The sequence below is a fragment of the Brevibacillus sp. IT-7CA2 genome, from assembly GCF_949767855.1.
In the GTDB taxonomy this organism is placed as follows: domain Bacteria; phylum Bacillota; class Bacilli; order Brevibacillales; family Brevibacillaceae; genus Brevibacillus.
Genome location: NZ_CATKQT010000054.1, coordinates 79,924 through 95,574, shown reverse-complemented (window position 1 = coordinate 95,574; position 15,651 = coordinate 79,924). Strand labels below are relative to the sequence as shown.

14 protein-coding genes and 1 riboswitch are annotated in these 15,651 nt (G+C 47.1%); all 14 genes read left to right on the top strand.

Annotation, left to right across the window (positions count from 1 at the left end):
- Positions 1 to 21 precede the first annotated feature (21 nt).
- The 14 genes from ACM6JA_RS29320 to flgK all read left to right on the top strand — a co-directional run bounded on the left by ACM6JA_RS29320 (position 22) and on the right by flgK (position 15,650).
- Positions 22 to 984 carry an SLAP domain-containing protein gene (locus ACM6JA_RS29320; RefSeq protein ID WP_414855239.1) on the top strand — a complete coding sequence of 321 codons (963 nt, stop codon included), beginning with the start codon at positions 22 to 24 and terminating at the stop codon, positions 982 to 984.
- 40 nt (positions 985 to 1,024) lie between these two features.
- Entirely contained in the window at positions 1,025 to 2,020 is a 996-nt protein-coding gene (locus ACM6JA_RS29315; RefSeq protein WP_414855238.1) for an SLAP domain-containing protein, read from the top strand.
- Positions 2,021 to 2,202: 182 nt separating this feature from the next.
- A complete protein-coding gene (locus ACM6JA_RS29310) occupies positions 2,203 to 4,779 on the top strand; it encodes a S8 family peptidase (protein ID WP_414855237.1) in 2,577 nt (858 codons plus the stop codon).
- A gap of 61 nt (positions 4,780 to 4,840) precedes the next feature.
- Positions 4,841 to 4,942, top strand: a riboswitch (SAM riboswitch).
- Between the two features lie 133 nt (positions 4,943 to 5,075).
- Positions 5,076 to 6,281 (top strand): methionine adenosyltransferase, encoded by a 1,206-nt coding sequence (gene metK / locus ACM6JA_RS29305; RefSeq protein WP_217367744.1) that lies wholly within the window; start codon positions 5,076 to 5,078, stop codon positions 6,279 to 6,281.
- A gap of 151 nt (positions 6,282 to 6,432) precedes the next feature.
- The gene (locus tag ACM6JA_RS29300; RefSeq protein ID WP_414855236.1) at positions 6,433 to 7,449 is read left to right on the top strand and encodes a polysaccharide deacetylase family protein; all 1,017 of its coding nucleotides are present in this window, start codon (positions 6,433 to 6,435) and stop codon (positions 7,447 to 7,449) included.
- A complete protein-coding gene (locus tag ACM6JA_RS29295) occupies positions 7,446 to 8,588 on the top strand; it encodes a sensor histidine kinase (protein WP_047069765.1) in 1,143 nt (380 codons plus the stop codon). The genes ACM6JA_RS29300 and ACM6JA_RS29295 overlap by 4 nt, the downstream gene beginning before the upstream one ends.
- Before the next feature lie 33 nt (positions 8,589 to 8,621).
- Positions 8,622 to 9,329: a response regulator gene (locus ACM6JA_RS29290; RefSeq protein WP_015893575.1), complete on the top strand. Its 708-nt coding sequence runs from the start codon at positions 8,622 to 8,624 to the stop codon at positions 9,327 to 9,329.
- Positions 9,330 to 9,399: 70 nt separating this feature from the next.
- Positions 9,400 to 9,765: a glycosyltransferase family 2 protein gene (locus tag ACM6JA_RS29285; RefSeq protein WP_414855348.1), complete on the top strand. Its 366-nt coding sequence runs from the start codon at positions 9,400 to 9,402 to the stop codon at positions 9,763 to 9,765.
- A 149-nt stretch (positions 9,766 to 9,914) separates the two neighbouring features.
- Entirely contained in the window at positions 9,915 to 11,903 is a 1,989-nt protein-coding gene (locus ACM6JA_RS29280; protein WP_414855235.1) for a DEAD/DEAH box helicase, read from the top strand.
- Positions 11,900 to 12,685 carry a ComF family protein gene (locus ACM6JA_RS29275; RefSeq protein ID WP_414855234.1) on the top strand — a complete coding sequence of 262 codons (786 nt, stop codon included), beginning with the start codon at positions 11,900 to 11,902 and terminating at the stop codon, positions 12,683 to 12,685. Before ACM6JA_RS29280 ends, ACM6JA_RS29275 begins: the two co-directional genes overlap by 4 nt.
- An 87-nt stretch (positions 12,686 to 12,772) precedes the next feature.
- The gene (locus ACM6JA_RS29270) at positions 12,773 to 13,201 is read left to right on the top strand and encodes a TIGR03826 family flagellar region protein (RefSeq protein WP_414855233.1); all 429 of its coding nucleotides are present in this window, start codon (positions 12,773 to 12,775) and stop codon (positions 13,199 to 13,201) included.
- Positions 13,202 to 13,311: 110 nt separating this feature from the next.
- Positions 13,312 to 13,587 (top strand): flagellar biosynthesis anti-sigma factor FlgM, encoded by a 276-nt coding sequence (flgM, locus tag ACM6JA_RS29265; RefSeq protein WP_016742371.1) that lies wholly within the window; start codon positions 13,312 to 13,314, stop codon positions 13,585 to 13,587.
- A gap of 71 nt (positions 13,588 to 13,658) precedes the next feature.
- Positions 13,659 to 14,150 (top strand): flagellar protein FlgN, encoded by a 492-nt coding sequence (locus ACM6JA_RS29260; protein ID WP_414855232.1) that lies wholly within the window; start codon positions 13,659 to 13,661, stop codon positions 14,148 to 14,150.
- A 12-nt stretch (positions 14,151 to 14,162) separates the two neighbouring features.
- A complete protein-coding gene (gene flgK / locus ACM6JA_RS29255) occupies positions 14,163 to 15,650 on the top strand; it encodes a flagellar hook-associated protein FlgK (RefSeq protein ID WP_414855231.1) in 1,488 nt (495 codons plus the stop codon).
- Position 15,651: the final 1 nt, after the last annotated feature.

The window sequence follows — 15,651 nt, the reverse complement described above, 5'->3', positions numbered from 1 at the left end:
GGACGTGTGAGGAGGTATCATATGTTTTCTTTTATGAAGAATTTGTTAGGTAAAGATCAACAGAAGCGCTCCCTAGAGGATCTGAAAAAAGAGATTCAGGAGGAGTCGACAATTGATTTAGCTTCCATGACTAACAACGAAGTCGAAATGGATAGCAATGGCGGACTGGAAAAGTCTGCTACGAAGGCTGAGAAAATTCGAACTGAGCTATCCTTGAGCCCGATATGGGAAAGTGAGCTGGATTCGGAGAAAAAGTATACTCTCCGCTTTTTGCAAGCAGAATTGCCTGAGATGGTACCAGGTATGATTAGCGTAACAGGCTTCAGTATGATTCCGCAGCCAAATGGAATGACTGTCGCTATGTTTTTCCGCAACGCCACAAATAAACCTGTGCGTATTAAAAACGTAGGATTAGCGATTTATCTGGACGACAAGCCTTTTGCACGGATCAGAGTGGATTTGTCAGATATGGAGGCTATTCCACCGCATTCCAGCCGTCCATGGGAGGTTTTGTTCCCGGAAGAAAGCTATTTGCATGAGAATTTCACCTTTAGCCGTTGGAAAGTGGTAATGAAGGCAGGCAGAAATACACATGTTTGGCCTCGTACACTGGAGCTTGATCCTGAAATGGAGAAGCGCATGACTGATCGTCAAAAGGATCGTCTGGAAGCTTTGACACAGTCTTTGCCGTTGGTTCCTATTAATACGGTGGAAGTAACGGGGTTTGACATCCGGAAGACCGAGGAAGGAAACCTTGTGGTAGCCATGCTTTTCCGAAATGGACTCAGCCATGATTACCGTCCGGAAAAGCTCAAATTGACGATTTCGGATTCCAATGGAGATGTAGTTGCGACAGGTTCTCTAGATGCAAGCACCATTCGTGTGAAGCCTGGAAACAGCCGTCCGTGGCTGATTGTATTCCCACCTAAATTTGTGAAGAAGCCTGATGCCGACCTGAAAAGATGGGCGCTTACTGTAGAGTAGCACGCACATTTTTTCAGGATGGGAAAGAGGAGGTTGCTATATGAGTTGGTTATTGGAAAATTGGTTTGGTTCCAAAGAGAGCTTAGAGCAAGTACGCGAAGATATTCATGAGAATCTTCATAGAGAGTTTTATCTGGGTGTATCTGGACTGGATAATCCGCAACAATCTGCAAACCGTGTGGATTCGAAGGAACTGTTTTTGGTGATGAACGGTCCTTGGGAAAATCAATTGGATGACGCTGAGCAGGAGCTATTGCAATACGCGCATGATGAAATGCCTCCGGTTGTTCGTAACGAAGTCGGTATCATTCCGTTCTTCACGCAGGTTACTAATGATGGTTATCTGGTTCTTACCTACATTCGCAATGCGACAGAGCGCAGCGTTTTGCTTCAAAAGCTCCCGTTGTCCTTGGTTACGGAGGACGGAGAAGAGGTCGCGAGAAAAACGTTTGATCTGATTGCTTCGGGACCAGTAGGAGAAATGTCTAGTCGCCCGATGGAATTTATGTTCCGCTGGGATGAGTTTGACCGTATCCCTGAAAAAGAGATACCTCTGATGCTGACTTTTATCAAGCCGAAAAAGCACGGAGTAGAGGATAACCAAAATTATAATTGGGGTCTGAGTTCAGAGGAGACGGAGCAGTATTTGCAACAGGCTGAAGAGAAGAACCCGATTGTAGAGGGAGAAGTAGATTTGCAAGTCCTCGATATCAAGCCTGGTGAAGATAATGGCTTGAAAGTTATCGTTGCTTTCCGTAACGGATTAGGAAAACGTCTGGAGTTTACCGAAGTGCCAATTATTGTTCATGATAAAGCGGGCGATACAGTAGCACGCGTACACTTCACGTTGGAAAACATGAAGGTGGAAGCGAACTGCCATCGCGTGTGGGCGTTCGATATTCCTTCCTCTTCCTTTAAAAAAGAAGCGGTAAATATTGCTGAACTGACTGCCTTTATTCCGAAAGCGCAACAACGAAAAAAAGAAAAAGCTCAGGTAGCACCTGAAGTAGAAGACAATAAAGGTTTGTTACAGTAAGGAGAAAAACCCTTTTTGCCGATGGTAAAAAGGGTTTTCTTCTATGAAAGCGTTCCAAATATTGGAGAATGAGGGTTGCGTGTCCCCCTTTTCATCCGCTATGCTAAAGACCAGATTACAAATACCTGATTTCCTTTTAGGACTGCTACTTTTGCAGGGGAGAGAAGGAAGGACTGTTTTACATGAAAAGATCAGTGAACATGTCAGTGACTGTTACATTAATGGTCACGCTCATTATGGCAAACAGCCAATCAGTCTTCGCAGCAGCACCTCCGGCATCCAATGACTACTATTTGACCAACCAGCTGCATCTAAGTCAAATTAAAGCAGATAAAGCTTGGCCAACGGTAAATAGCAATGAGCAGATTATTATTGCTGTATTGGATACTGGAGCAGATTATAAACACCCTGATTTAAAGGGCAACCTTTTGTCAGGTGTGAATCTCGTTAATCCTGGGAAGTCAGCACAGGACGACAACGGGCACGGCACAGAAGTAGCCGGTGTTCTAGCTGCTAGTGGAAATAATAATATTGGTGTCTCAGGTGTTCTTTGGAATGCCAAGATTTTACCGATTAAAATCTTGAATAGCAAGGCGGAATCGGAAGTAGAACTGATTCCGAAAGGCATCAATGTAGCTTTGGATCGTGGTGCCAAAGTCATTGTGATGTCCGTTAGCAGTATGGCTTACTCCAAGTCGTTGGCAGCTGCTATACAACGAGCGGAGAAAAGCGGAGCCGTTTTGGTTGCAGCAAGTGGTAATGAAAGTAGCCGTGTGGCGTATCCAGCTGCGTATCCAACAGTCGTGGCGGTAGGGGCTGTGAGGAGTAACAATGAAGTCTTGAATCAGGCAAATACGGGGCCTGAGCTGAATATGGTAGCTCCTGGGTTGAATGTATACACAACGAAGCTTGGGGGAAAATACGGCTCGTTTAGTGGTACTTCAGCAGCGGCACCGCAAGTAGCTGGTGCAGCTGCGCTCATTCTCGCTCGGCACCCTAATCTCAGTCCATTTGATGTGAGGCAATTGCTTTATCAAACGGCTACTGACTTGGGAGAGAAAGGATGGGATCGGAAGACTGGATACGGCTTGTTAGATGTCAACAAAGCAGTAAAAACGGCACTTTCTTACGACTTTTTAGAGCCGAATGATTCTTCTTCCAAAGCGAAGGCGTTTCCGATTGAGTCACAAATACGCGGCAATTTGGGTCCAAAAGATACCGTAGATTGGCTGAAGATGGACATCCCTTACGATGGAAAGGTCAGCTTTACGGCTACAGTCACATCGGGTATTTCTTCGGCGATGGCTGCTACCTTTTACCCTGAGAATCGTCAACCGATTACACATTACTTCGGGAATCGAGATATGATAACGGTCCCGGTCAAGGCGGGAAGAATGAACATCCGCTTAATGCGCAATGGAGGCGTCAACAACGCTTTTACATACGTGTTGACGAGTAAATTTTCAATCAACCCTGACCGAAATGAACCGAACGATACACAAGAAACGGCCAGACCACTTGTAGGGAACCAAATCAGTGTGACAGGCAATTTTCATGATGAAGGCGATCAGGATTGGTTCTCTTATTATGTTCGTGAGTACGGGCATTTTGATGTCACTGTTAGCCCTGACAACAAGCGAGTGGATCTGTTGCTGGGTCTTGGTAAACAAGAGCCTGGTCAAAAAGCAGTAGTTTGGGATCCTCTATACGATAATGGGACAAAGGGCAATCCGACAGAGCGGGTCAGTAAAGAGGTGTCTCCGGGTAAATATTACATCCGTGTGAGCGAGTATTCGCGGAATGCAGTCAATGGCGAATACCAGCTGGATTTGGGGTACACGCCAGTAAAAAAAGATTTTAATGAGCCGAATGACACCTATCAAAAAGCGTCTCCGTTAAGCGGTGGGACAGTGATGTCAGGCACAATACCGACAGCTACTGATTCCGACTGGTTCCAATTTACTGTGAATAGTGAATCGTATGTGACGTTCCGAGCGCCGTACATTCCTGTCGATAGCGGCTTTCGTTTCGCGCTCTATAGCGATCGAAACATGAACTATGCGATCGCTTCGACGAATGAGGTAGCGGAGCTGTCTAACCGAGGAAACGATGTTATCGGTTTGCGTTTGCAACCAGGAAAATATTATGTACGCCTTAATAGCGGTACTGCGTTCAAATATGAATCGTACCGACTCACGGTGACGCAGCAGAAATTGATAGGGGGCTATCGCGATATTTCGGACCACTGGGCGCGCTCAGAGATCGTCAGACTTAGCTCTCGCGATATTGTAAATGGGTTTAATGATGCGTCGTTCAAGCCGAATCAGGCAGTGACCCGTGCAGAATTTGCCACGATGCTGCTTAAATCGATGCGTGCGACCGGTTCCAAGGTAGCAACTACCTACACAGGAAAAACGACCTTCCGGGATATGCCAAAGCGGCACTGGGCGTACCACAACCTAGGTGTAGCCTATCAATTGGGAATTTTGAAAGGGTACCCGAGGAATGAAATGAAGCCGGATCAGCCGATATCGCGTGCAGAGATGGCAGTAATGATCGCGCGGGCACGTGATGTTTTGATGTATAACCGTGGTACCTCGAATTATCAGGATGTGCCAACGAGTCATTGGGCTTCTCCTGCTATTGAGGCTTTAACATCTAGAAATTGGGTCAATGGGTACGGTTCTTCCTTTAAACCGAATGGAAGGGCAACTCGCGCCGAGGTAGTTGTGGTACTTTCCAAAGCCTATCAACTATAAGTAAAATTTTTCCTATTGACATCTCTGAAAAAAACAATTATTCTATTATCCGTAATGGATACTCTTATCCAGAGCAGGCGGAGGGACTGGCCCTATGAAGCCCGGCAACCGATCTAGAGCGGTGCTAACCAGCAGAACGGACATCTGTTCTGGCCGATAAGAGGATGAAGGAAGCAAAAAACGCTCAAACCTTTTCCTCCTAAAAGATGGAAAAGGTTTTTTATTTGCGTTTACGTAGATAAAATCCTGACTCGGCTACCACACTATTTGTATGAGGTCAAAGGAGGTATTTTCTCATGGCTTTGCAAAAAGGTCGTCGTCTGTTTACATCCGAATCTGTAACTGAAGGACATCCGGATAAAATTTGTGACCAAATTTCCGACTCCATCTTGGATGCGATCCTGTCCAAAGATCCAAACGCTCGCGTAGCTTGCGAAACTTCCGTAACTACTGGTTTGGTTCTCGTAGCAGGTGAGATCACTACAAACACTTATGTGGATATCCAAAAGCTCGTTCGTGAAACCATTCGTGAAATCGGTTATGACCGTGCGAAATTTGGTTTTGACGCTGACACTTGCGGTGTTATTACTGCAATTGGCGAGCAGTCCGCTGACATTGCACTTGGTGTAGACCAAGCATTGGAAGCACGCGAAGGCAAAATGACTGACGCTGAGATCGAAGCAATTGGTGCTGGTGACCAAGGTTTGATGTTTGGTTTTGCTTGCAATGAAACACCTGAGCTGATGCCACTTCCGATCAGCATGTCCCACCAATTGGCTCGTCGTCTGACTGAAGTACGTAAAAACGGAACACTTGCTTACCTCCGTCCTGACGGAAAAACACAAGTAACCGTTGAGTACGATGGCGACAAACCAGTTCGTATCGATACAATCGTTATTTCTACCCAACATGCTCCTGAAACAACTTTGGAGCAAATCAAGCAAGATCTGGTTGAACAAGTAATCAAACCAGTTGTTCCAGCTGAACTGTTGGACGCTGATACCAAATACTTCATCAACCCAACTGGCCGTTTCGTAATTGGCGGACCACAAGGGGATGCTGGCTTGACTGGCCGCAAAATCATCGTAGATACTTACGGCGGTTATGCTCGTCATGGCGGCGGTGCGTTCTCCGGTAAAGATCCGACAAAAGTTGACCGTTCCGGTGCTTACGCAGCTCGTTATGTAGCGAAAAACATCGTGGCTGCTGGCCTCGCAGACAAATGCGAAGTACAAGTTGCTTACGCAATTGGTGTAGCACAACCAGTTTCCATCGCAGTAGATACTTTCGGTACAGGTACCATTTCCGAAGAAGCTCTGGTGAAATTGGTTCGCAAACACTTCGACCTGCGTCCTGCTGGTATCATCAAGCAGCTCGACCTGCGTCGTCCTATCTACAAACAAACAGCTGCATATGGCCACTTTGGACGTAATGACCTGAATGTTCCTTGGGAGCAAACAGACAAAGCAGAAGTTCTGAAGCAAGAGGCTGCTCAACTGTAATATTGCTGAATGACATAAAAAGAGCCTGGTATTGCTACTGGGCTCTTTTTCGTTTTAGGAGCAGAGTGATCCAATTATTGGGTCAATTGTTGCACAGGAATTTGTAGGACTGTGTCGAATCTCCTAGTGAGGAAGTAGAGGAGGGGTTTTTTTGCCGAACAGAAGGCTCTTCCTGATCGTGTTTCTTACTTTTTTGTTTTTTGCAGTGGCTATTGGGTTGTTAGGCGAATCTTTTCTGGAAAAAAAGAATAAACAAGAAGTGCAACCTTTTCCCCAAGTGGATACGTCTATAAGCATAAGTGAGACAAAAAATGCTGAGCCAAACGTCACACCAATTGAAGAAGCAGCGGTTCAAACGAAAAAGTGGTATAACAATCAGGTTGTGGTTTTGACGTACCATCATGTCACGGATCAATCGAATCAGCGGTATGTCATAGCTCCTGATCAATTTGCCCGACACATGAAATTTTTGCATGATAACGACCTGAATCCGATTTCGTTGGATGAGTTCCTGCGATTTATGGAGACGGGTACCTTACCGACTGTGAATGCTGTTTTGATTACGTTTGACGATGGGTATGAGAGTTATTACAGAGAAGCATTTCCGATCTTACGTACATACGGCTACCCTTCAGTGAACTTCGCGATTGCGGGGCGCTTAAGAGATGTAGCTGACCGAAAACGGGAGAATATGACGCCACCACTTACGCGTCAACAGGTTAACGAAATGGTTCATACGGGACTGGTTACGATCGGGTCCCACACGTACAGTCTGCATGAAGAGGAAGAACGAAATGAGTGGGGCGATCTTGGCCCAGAAACAGCTCCGGTCTATCTGAAAGACTTGCAGCGTTTAGAGGACGAGAAAGAGTACAGGGACCGCCTCTATGTGGATTTCAGTATATCTCGCGTCAGTTTAAGCGAATGGATGAAGCAAGAGATCGAAGTCATCTCGTTGCCGTTTGGATACACAAGTCCAAGCGTACTGGAGACAGCTCGTCAAGCTGGCTACCGCTATGTGTTTACATCCAATCGGGGATTCGTAAAACAGGGAACAGATCCGTTTGCCATTCCACGCAATGACATGGGTCTGCGAGATGTAGAAGAAGAGCACCTCCAACAGTTGTTCACGAAGGCTAAAAATGAGTTTGAAGGAGAGCAATCATGAACAAAGCGATAGACATCAGCGTGCTGGACGGGGTGATCAAGCGAACGATTGAAACCGTAGAAACGAGTAAAACTCAAATATTTGATATAGCTGAAAACGCCAGACAGCATGGCAACTCATTGAAGTTTGATTTACATGAACTTCGACAAGAAATTTCCAAAGTGATTCAAAAAGTCGATGCGCTTGAACTCGCGTATCGCAAATCGCGCAACAAGCTCGTGTTGGTCAGTCGTAATTTTCATATGTACACGGAGGAAGATATCCGGGTTGCGTATGAAGAGGCGAGCCGTATTCAGGTAGAACTGTCCATTTACCGCGAGCGGGAAAATAATTTGAAGCGCAGAAGAAATGATTTGGAGCGTCAACTGCGTACCTTGGAAGAAACCATCGTTCGTGCAGAAAAGCTGGTTTCTCAAATGGGCGTTGTGCTTGGATATTTGACTGGTGACTTAAGTAAGATAGGCGAGGCGCTGGAATCAGCTAAGCAGCATCAGTTGATGGGCCTAAAGGTAATCCAGGCTCAGGAAGAAGAGCGCAAGCGTGTCGCGCGCGAGATTCACGATGGTCCAGCTCAATCGATGGCAAATGTCGTGCTGCGTTCGGAAATTGTAGAACGCATGTTGAAAAACGAGCGCATTTTGGAAGCGCAAATGGAACTGCACGAGCTAAAGGAAATGGTACGTTTGAGCTTGGCGGATGTTCGACGAATTATTTTTGATTTGCGTCCAATGGCATTAGATGACTTAGGGCTAGTACCTACCTTGCAAAAATATATTCAAACGTGTGAAGAGCGTATTCAGTCTTCCATCGATCTGGTAGTATTTGGTGTGGAGCCACCTTTGCGCAGTTCAGTAAAGGCTGCGATCTTCCGTTTGGTTCAGGAATGTCTGAACAATGTGGAGAAGCACGCAGGTGCTACGACAGTTCAAGTGAAGCTGGAATTTGTACAAGATTCGTTAAGCCTCGTTGTCAAAGACGATGGGGTCGGATTCGATCTTGAAAAACGCATGGCGAATGGCAACTCTTTTGGACTCTTGGGAATGCGTGAGCGTGTACAGCTCTTAGAGGGTAGTGTCGAGCTGCAATCCGCTCCGGGAGAGGGAACCAAGGTTATATTCCAAATACCGATAAAATTGTGACATGATACGTAAATAAGTACTGGGGGATGAACCATGGATAAGAGACAGCAAGAACTCCGCATTGTGATTGTGGATGACCATCAATTATTTCGCGAAGGCGTAAAGCGAATATTGGAAATGGAAGAAGATTTCAAGGTCGTCGGTGAAGGTGCAGACGGAGGAGAAGCCACAGTATTGGCGGAAGAGCACAAGCCGGATGTCTTGTTGATGGATATTAACATGCCGAACATAAATGGCGTTTCTGCTGCAGAAAATGTGATTTCTGTAAGCCCTTCTACTCGTGTGATTATGCTCTCGATTCATGATGATGAGGGATATGTGTATCGTACACTCCGCGCTGGAGCGTCTGGCTACTTGCTGAAGGAAATGGGAACGTCAGACCTCGTTGACGCAGTGCGTGTAGTGGCTAGTGGTGGTGCATACATACATCCAAAGGTGACGGGCAAGCTGATTGAAGAATTCCGTCGTCTGAGCGAGCAGGAAGGGACGGCAGAGCGTAGCTTCTCCGTTGATGAATCGCAAGCCATCGATCCAAAAGTGATCGAATCGCTTACCCGTCGCGAGCGGGAAGTATTGCAGCTGATGGCAGAAGGGAAAAGCAATCGTGCCATTGGGGAATTCTTGTTTATTAGTGAAAAGACGGTTAAAAATCACGTTAGTAGTATTTTGCAGAAGCTCAATGTTCAAGACCGGACACAAGCTGTTGTCATCTCCATTAAAAACGGCTGGGTGAAACTGTAGGAAGCGCTTCCTATTTGCACTCTGTTCAAGCCGTGCGGCATACCTTGGTATAGGAGGAGGTATGACCGTGATGGAAGAGCTGATTGTATGGCTTTTGGCAGCATTTGGCTGCTCCTCTTTGTTGGTAATGATCGCGGAGCGCTGGACCAATCGGACGGATAGCGCGAGCGAGCTCCCGTATGAGCATTATCGGTTACTGGTGCGCAATTCGGAACAGGTGCTGGAACGTGTAGTGAGGAGTCTGCTGTTTCGTTCGTATTGGAGTGGTAGACCAATCCGAATTACCTTGATAGATGATGGATCTGACGATGATACGAAACAGATGACAGTCGTCTTGAATCGTTATCCGTACGGATATTGTTTGGAAGACGGTCAGGAGGAGAAGGCGGCTGGAACCATCGTCATTGATCTGCGGGAGAAAAAAGAGGGAGCATAAAAATTTATTAAGCGTAAATATTACGAGCTGTCGACAATAGATCGGCGGCTTTTTTATTTTTCTACAGCCTGATTTTGATTCCGAAATTTATTTGCTGGACCTCTCTGTCTTTTTGCACACTAATGGCAAGAGGGCGGGGGAGTGAGCATATGCGTGAGTATTTGCTGTATATCAAAGCTTGCGGGGGGTCAATACCACAGGTGCAGACTTATGTTACGCCGAGCTTTTCTGTAGATCGTTCTTTTTGGCAGGAAAGAGAAGGGTGTGTCCTGCATGTCATTGGGAAGACATCGTCGCTTGCTCTGGCTTTTTCCTTGCGTGCGAAAGTAAACGGATATTTGATGGAACAAGTCGGTAAAGGACGGATGCTGACTGATGGATATGTAAAAGAGTTGAGAGCGCTGGCGGTAAGTAGCGTGTGCGAAGCGAGTAGCTTATATGGACGGGAAGCAGTGAGCGTAAAGGATCGTCGAGGGCAGGGGTGGTTTTCTTGGGAGCCAGTCGAGGAGAGTGTGAAAGTTCCTTATCAAGGTAGCAAAGTATCGGGGAAATTGCCGGATGCTCAGTTGGGCTATTTAGGTGGTCGCGAACTTCTTCGAAGGAGCCCATCGTGCGAGAAACCACAAGAAGTTGTTTTGAGTGAGATTTTGGACGGGCGTGCGCTCCTTTGGGATGAAGTGGAGTCTTTGCTGATAAGGCGAGGGATGGACGTGCATGATTTGTCAGCCATTTTGCATTCATTCGTGCTGGCAAACAAAGCGGAGTGGCGACCTGGCATTCGTTTTATGGTCACAAAAGGATGGTGGCGCAATCGGCTGGAGTTGGTCTGTGAACGCTGCGGAAGTGCAGGAGCGAAGGTGGAATTTACTTATTGTCATACGTGTGAGCAAGGCTGCGCCTATTGCACAGCTTGTTTAGGTATGGGTAGGAGTAAGTGTTGTACACCGTATTTTTTAATGGATGTAGGAGCATCGTTTATCCGTAGCGCAGAACACTTGCAGAACGTAGCGAGATTGGAGTGGGCGGGAAAGTATTCGGAAGATCAATCGCGGGCAGCTGAGCGAGCGCGTTGCTTTGTAGCCAATCCGAGACCAGGGCTGTCGGAATATTTGATCTGGGCGGTTTGTGGAGCGGGCAAAACAGAGTTGTTATTCCCTTCTGTTACAGAGGCACTTGCTGCTGGCGGTCGCGTTTTGATTGCAACACCTCGAAAAGACGTCGTGTTGGAGTTGGCTCCACGGATTCAGCGAGTCTTTCCAGGGGCTAAAGTGATAGCTGTCCACGGTTCGAGTTCAGAGAAGTGGGAAGAGAGTGACATCACGATTGCGACCACGCATCAGGTCATGCGCTACCATCGGCGTTTTTTGCTGGTGATTCTCGACGAGGCCGACGCGTTCCCTTATCATAATGATCCTATTTTGTATCGCGCTCTATCCAGAGCAGTGAAAAAGAATGGGAAGCTCCTTTATTTAAGCGCGACACCTCCGGGATATTTGCAAAAGCGGCTCGTTAGAAAGGGACGCTCATTCCTAGGATCGTCTGGCGCGATACCGCTATCCTCTGATACGCATGTTCTGTTACCTGGACGCTATCATGGTGCGGCGCTTCCTGTCCCCAAGATTCTCACGGTACAAGGCTTACATAAGCGCGTTCAGACGAATCGAGTTGTGGCACCGTTTATAGAAGCGGTGAGTAGTTCTCTGAATGAAGGCCGACAAGTTTTTGTGTTTGTCCCGCGAGTTGATGAAATTGACAGGGTGCTATCGTACCTTCAAAAGTGGCTTCCTCCTCACGCAGGGGAGATGGCCGGTGTTCATGCGGCAGACCCTATGCGGGAGGAGAAGGTACTCGCATTTCGACAAAAACGTTATACCGTCATGGTGACGACTACGATTTTGGAGCGGGGTGTGACCATACCGAAGAGTGACGTAGTAGTGGTAGGTTCGGAGGCACCTGTATTTGACGAAGCGTCATTGGTGCAGATAGCAGGACGAGTAGGGCGATCAGTTGATGACACGACGGGTAGCGTTCTATTTTTGCAAGCAGAACGCGCTATTTCTCCAAAGCGGGCTGTCAGACAGATTTCACAGATGAACATCTTGGCTCAAAGACTCGCGGAACAAAGAGGACTTTCATGACCAGTGGGATGTGTGTGCGTTGTGGTGGACGTATCGTAGTTCTCCAAAAGGAAACGGCCGCTCGTGAAAAGGCGCGACAGCTATCTGATCAGGCGAGCTATCCGGTCATCTACCGGATGTTAAAAGGGATTATGCTGTGTGGAGTTTGCCTTGATTCTTTGCCAGTGATTGGACATGATATTTGCCAGCGGTGCGGGCGTGATAGGGAGCTGCAGGTTAGTATCGGCGACGAAGGGCTATGCAGGGATTGTGTTCATGGAGAAGATGATCAGATATTGGTGGCAAATCGGAGTTTGCTTCGCTATGAAAAGGGAGAGAAGGATTTGCTTGGATTGTTTAAATACCGCGGTGACGAGCGGCTAGCTTTATACTATGGTACGCTTCTCGCCATTACGGTTCAGCGTTATTACAGGTCTATGGGGTTTACCTGTATCACGATGGTTCCTTTACATCCACAACGATTGCGGGAACGTGGCTTCAATCAGGTTGACTTGCTGGCTCGCTATTTAGGAGCAGCGATCAAGATTCCCGTGAGACCGCTGCTACGTCGAACGAAGGACACCCCAAAGCTGAGCAAGCAAAAAGGGCGCGCAGTACGCCACGAAAGCATGCGGGAAGCTTTTGTATGGGATGGCCAGGATGGGCCTGTGCCCTCTGCTGCTAACATTCTGCTCCTTGACGATATTTATACGACGGGTTCGACGTTGCGTTCGTGCGCGAGGACAATCAGAGCGCGTTTGGGGCCAAGCTGTGAAGTATATTCCTTGACAATATACCGATAGCCAGTTTGGAAAAATTAAGCTATGATGTAGGCATACAACGGATGTAGAACCGTATGAACTTTCTGAACGGAAAAGGGGTTGTCCGATATGGCTATGGGCAAGTTGGCAAACTGCTCGCGGTGTGATGCTGTATTTGTACAAGCAGTCCGTGACATTTGCCCCACATGCTGTAAAGAAGTGGAACAAGAATATGAGGCCTGCGCCCAGTTTTTACGCAAGCGTGAAAATCGTGGATCGAATATTCATCAAGTGAGCGAAGCCACCGGTGTGAGCGTGAAACAAATCACGAAGTTTATCAAGGAAGGGCGCATTTCGGTTGCCGGAAGTCCAAATCTTGGTTATCCATGTGAGCGCTGCGGTTTTTTGATTCGAGCAGGCAACATTTGCGAATCTTGTCTAAACGGCTTGAAGCATGAAATCACGCAACAAATCGAGGTAGAGCAGCGATTGGAAGAGTTCCAACGCGCCGATCTGGCTAAGGCGGCTTATCGAAGAAAGCAGAATAGTGACGAATAGTTTTGTGCAAAAAAACTAATCGTACATCATGAAATTGCCGATGATACTACTAAGAGGTGTCATCGGTTTTTTCTATGAAAAGACCGTTGGTATGAGAGGATGGTAATCAGATGCGGATTAATGAACCTAACCGTGTCGGGATGATCAATGCTTACAACAAGACAGGTAACAACCAGGTAGGCAAAAGCGGCAAAATCCCGATGGGCAAGGATGAAGTAAACATTTCCACAGAAGCGCTAGAAATGCAAAAGCAAGTAGAAGATGTCAACTCTCCACAACGTCGGGAAAAAGTGGAGCAGTTGAAGAAGCAAGTGGAGGAAGGAAAATATCACGTTTCAAGTGAGCGAATCGCTGATAAGCTCCTGTCCTTTTGGAAAAAGCTGTAACACAGATCTAGAGAGGCTTTTTGAACAGCCTCTTTAAATAGTTTTCGATGGAAGATGAGGAGAAGCAAGGAATGAACAGACTCTACGATCTGCTCGACAACTTGATCCAGTTGCACAAAGCCTTGTACACCTTAGCCATGCACAAGAAAGAGGTGCTGGTAAAAGGAAAAGTAGATGAACTGGTAGCCCTCACGCGCCAGGAGCAAAAACTGATCAAGGGCATCACGGAAGCAGAAGCAGCCCGCCAGCAAGTCGTAAAAGAACTGACAGCACAGAAGGGCTTTGCGCTGCAAGAAGGCACACTGGCTGAATTGATCAAGTTGACGACCAGTGCGGAAGAGAAGATGCGACTCACTTCTTGTCGTAATGAGCTAAGCCGGATTGTAACCGAACTGCGCGATGCTAACGACCTGAATCAGCAGTTACTGGAGCAATCCCTTTCTTTTGTAAACATGACGCTCGACCTGATCACGGATACGCCCGAGGACGACTTCATCTACGGAAGGCCGACCTCGGATACGTATCGTCAGGCTAATCGAACTTTTTTCAATAAAAAAGCGTAAAGAGGTGTCGAAATGCGCTCTACTTTTCATGGAATTGAAGTTAGCAAACGCGGCTTGTTCGCTCAACAGTCCGCGCTAAATACAACGGGACACAATATCTCCAATGCGAATACGGAAGGGTACAGCCGCCAGCGCGTGAATATGCAGGCTACGACTGGTTTGCCATATGTGGGGATGCAAGCGAGCATCGAACCGGGGTTGCTGGGGACAGGGGTTCAAGCTACCAGTATTCAGCGTCTACGGGAAGAGTTTTTGGATATTCAGTATCGGAACGAATACAAACGCCAAGGCTACTGGGATGGCCGTTTGGAAACGTTGGAGAAATTAGAAGGGATCATGAATGAACCTTCCGATACTGGCTTGCAAAAAGTTATGGACCAGATGTGGCAAGCTTGGCAGGACCTTGCCAAGGACCCTACTGATACATCAGCCCGCGCAGTTGTTCGGGAACGAAGCAAGGCAGTAGCGGATACGTTTAATACGCTGACGAAACACATTCAAGAAGTACGAACAGATCTCAACAATGTGGTAAACGTAAAAGCGATGGAGATCAACTCCTTGGGCCAACAGATTGCAAACTTGAATAATCAGATTGCAAACGTGGTACCGCATGGCTATCAGCCAAATGATCTCTATGACCAACGTGACGTGCTTTTGGACAAGCTCTCCAAGCTGGTGGAGATTCGTGCGACGCAATCAACAGCTGGTATGGTAAACGTGACGATTGAAGGTCGCGATTTTGTAACAGGGATTACATCACAGCCGGTAGCTACTGTACAAAACCCAGTTACAGGCATGAGTGACATGACGTTGGGTGGAGCGGCATTTGTGCCAACAACAGGCTATATGGCAGGAACGTTACAATCTCGTGATCAGATCGTACCGAATATGCTCAAACGCTTGGATGTTTTGGCTGTGAATCTGACGAAGGAAATCAACGATCTGCATCGGGCAGGTCGAAGCTTGAGTGATATTAACAACGGTACCGTACAGGATCTCCCGTTCTTTGTAGATGCGAACTCACTGGCTGCTAACCCAGCATCCAAAAATTATCCAACAAGTGCATCTGGGATTGTAATTAATCCAGAAATTATGAAGAGCTTGGATGCCATCGCGGCAGCACAAGCAGAAGCAGGCAGCACTCCTGTTGGGAATAACAAGAGCGCTCTTGCGATTGCTTCGATTAAGTTCAAGGTGTTGGCTGCGGGTGCAGGACCTAACGATTTGGCAGAAAGCTCTACATTAGATAATTACTATCGTTATACGATTAGCCAATTGGGTGTTGATGCCCAGGAAGCTGAGCGTAACCAATTAAACTCTGAAATGCTCGTCGGTACCGTAGATAGCCAGCGTCAATCTGTATCTGGCGTATCGATCGATGACGAAATGGCGGAAATGGTGAAATACCAGCATGCTTACAGTGCTTCTGCTCGTGTTATGACAAGCATGGACGAAATTTTGGACAAAGTCATCAACGGCATGGGCCGAGTGGGCCTCTAAT

What these genes read in the sequence shown, in the direction of transcription:
- ACM6JA_RS29270 (WP_414855233.1), top strand. Translation starts at nt 12,773, where the DNA reads ATGGCTATGGGCAAGTTGGCAAACTGCTCGCGGTGTGATGCTGTATTT.
- metK (WP_217367744.1), top strand. Translation starts at nt 5,076, where the DNA reads ATGGCTTTGCAAAAAGGTCGTCGTCTGTTTACATCCGAATCTGTAACT.
- ACM6JA_RS29315 (WP_414855238.1), top strand. Translation starts at nt 1,025, where the DNA reads ATGAGTTGGTTATTGGAAAATTGGTTTGGTTCCAAAGAGAGCTTAGAG.
- ACM6JA_RS29290 (WP_015893575.1), top strand. Translation starts at nt 8,622, where the DNA reads ATGGATAAGAGACAGCAAGAACTCCGCATTGTGATTGTGGATGACCAT.
- ACM6JA_RS29320 (WP_414855239.1), top strand. Translation starts at nt 22, where the DNA reads ATGTTTTCTTTTATGAAGAATTTGTTAGGTAAAGATCAACAGAAGCGC.
- ACM6JA_RS29275 (WP_414855234.1), top strand. Translation starts at nt 11,900, where the DNA reads ATGACCAGTGGGATGTGTGTGCGTTGTGGTGGACGTATCGTAGTTCTC.
- ACM6JA_RS29280 (WP_414855235.1), top strand. Translation starts at nt 9,915, where the DNA reads ATGCGTGAGTATTTGCTGTATATCAAAGCTTGCGGGGGGTCAATACCA.
- ACM6JA_RS29310 (WP_414855237.1), top strand. Translation starts at nt 2,203, where the DNA reads ATGAAAAGATCAGTGAACATGTCAGTGACTGTTACATTAATGGTCACG.
- flgM (WP_016742371.1), top strand. Translation starts at nt 13,312, where the DNA reads ATGCGGATTAATGAACCTAACCGTGTCGGGATGATCAATGCTTACAAC.
- ACM6JA_RS29260 (WP_414855232.1), top strand. Translation starts at nt 13,659, where the DNA reads ATGAACAGACTCTACGATCTGCTCGACAACTTGATCCAGTTGCACAAA.
- ACM6JA_RS29295 (WP_047069765.1), top strand. Translation starts at nt 7,446, where the DNA reads ATGAACAAAGCGATAGACATCAGCGTGCTGGACGGGGTGATCAAGCGA.
- flgK (WP_414855231.1), top strand. Translation starts at nt 14,163, where the DNA reads ATGCGCTCTACTTTTCATGGAATTGAAGTTAGCAAACGCGGCTTGTTC.
- ACM6JA_RS29285 (WP_414855348.1), top strand. Translation starts at nt 9,400, where the DNA reads ATGGAAGAGCTGATTGTATGGCTTTTGGCAGCATTTGGCTGCTCCTCT.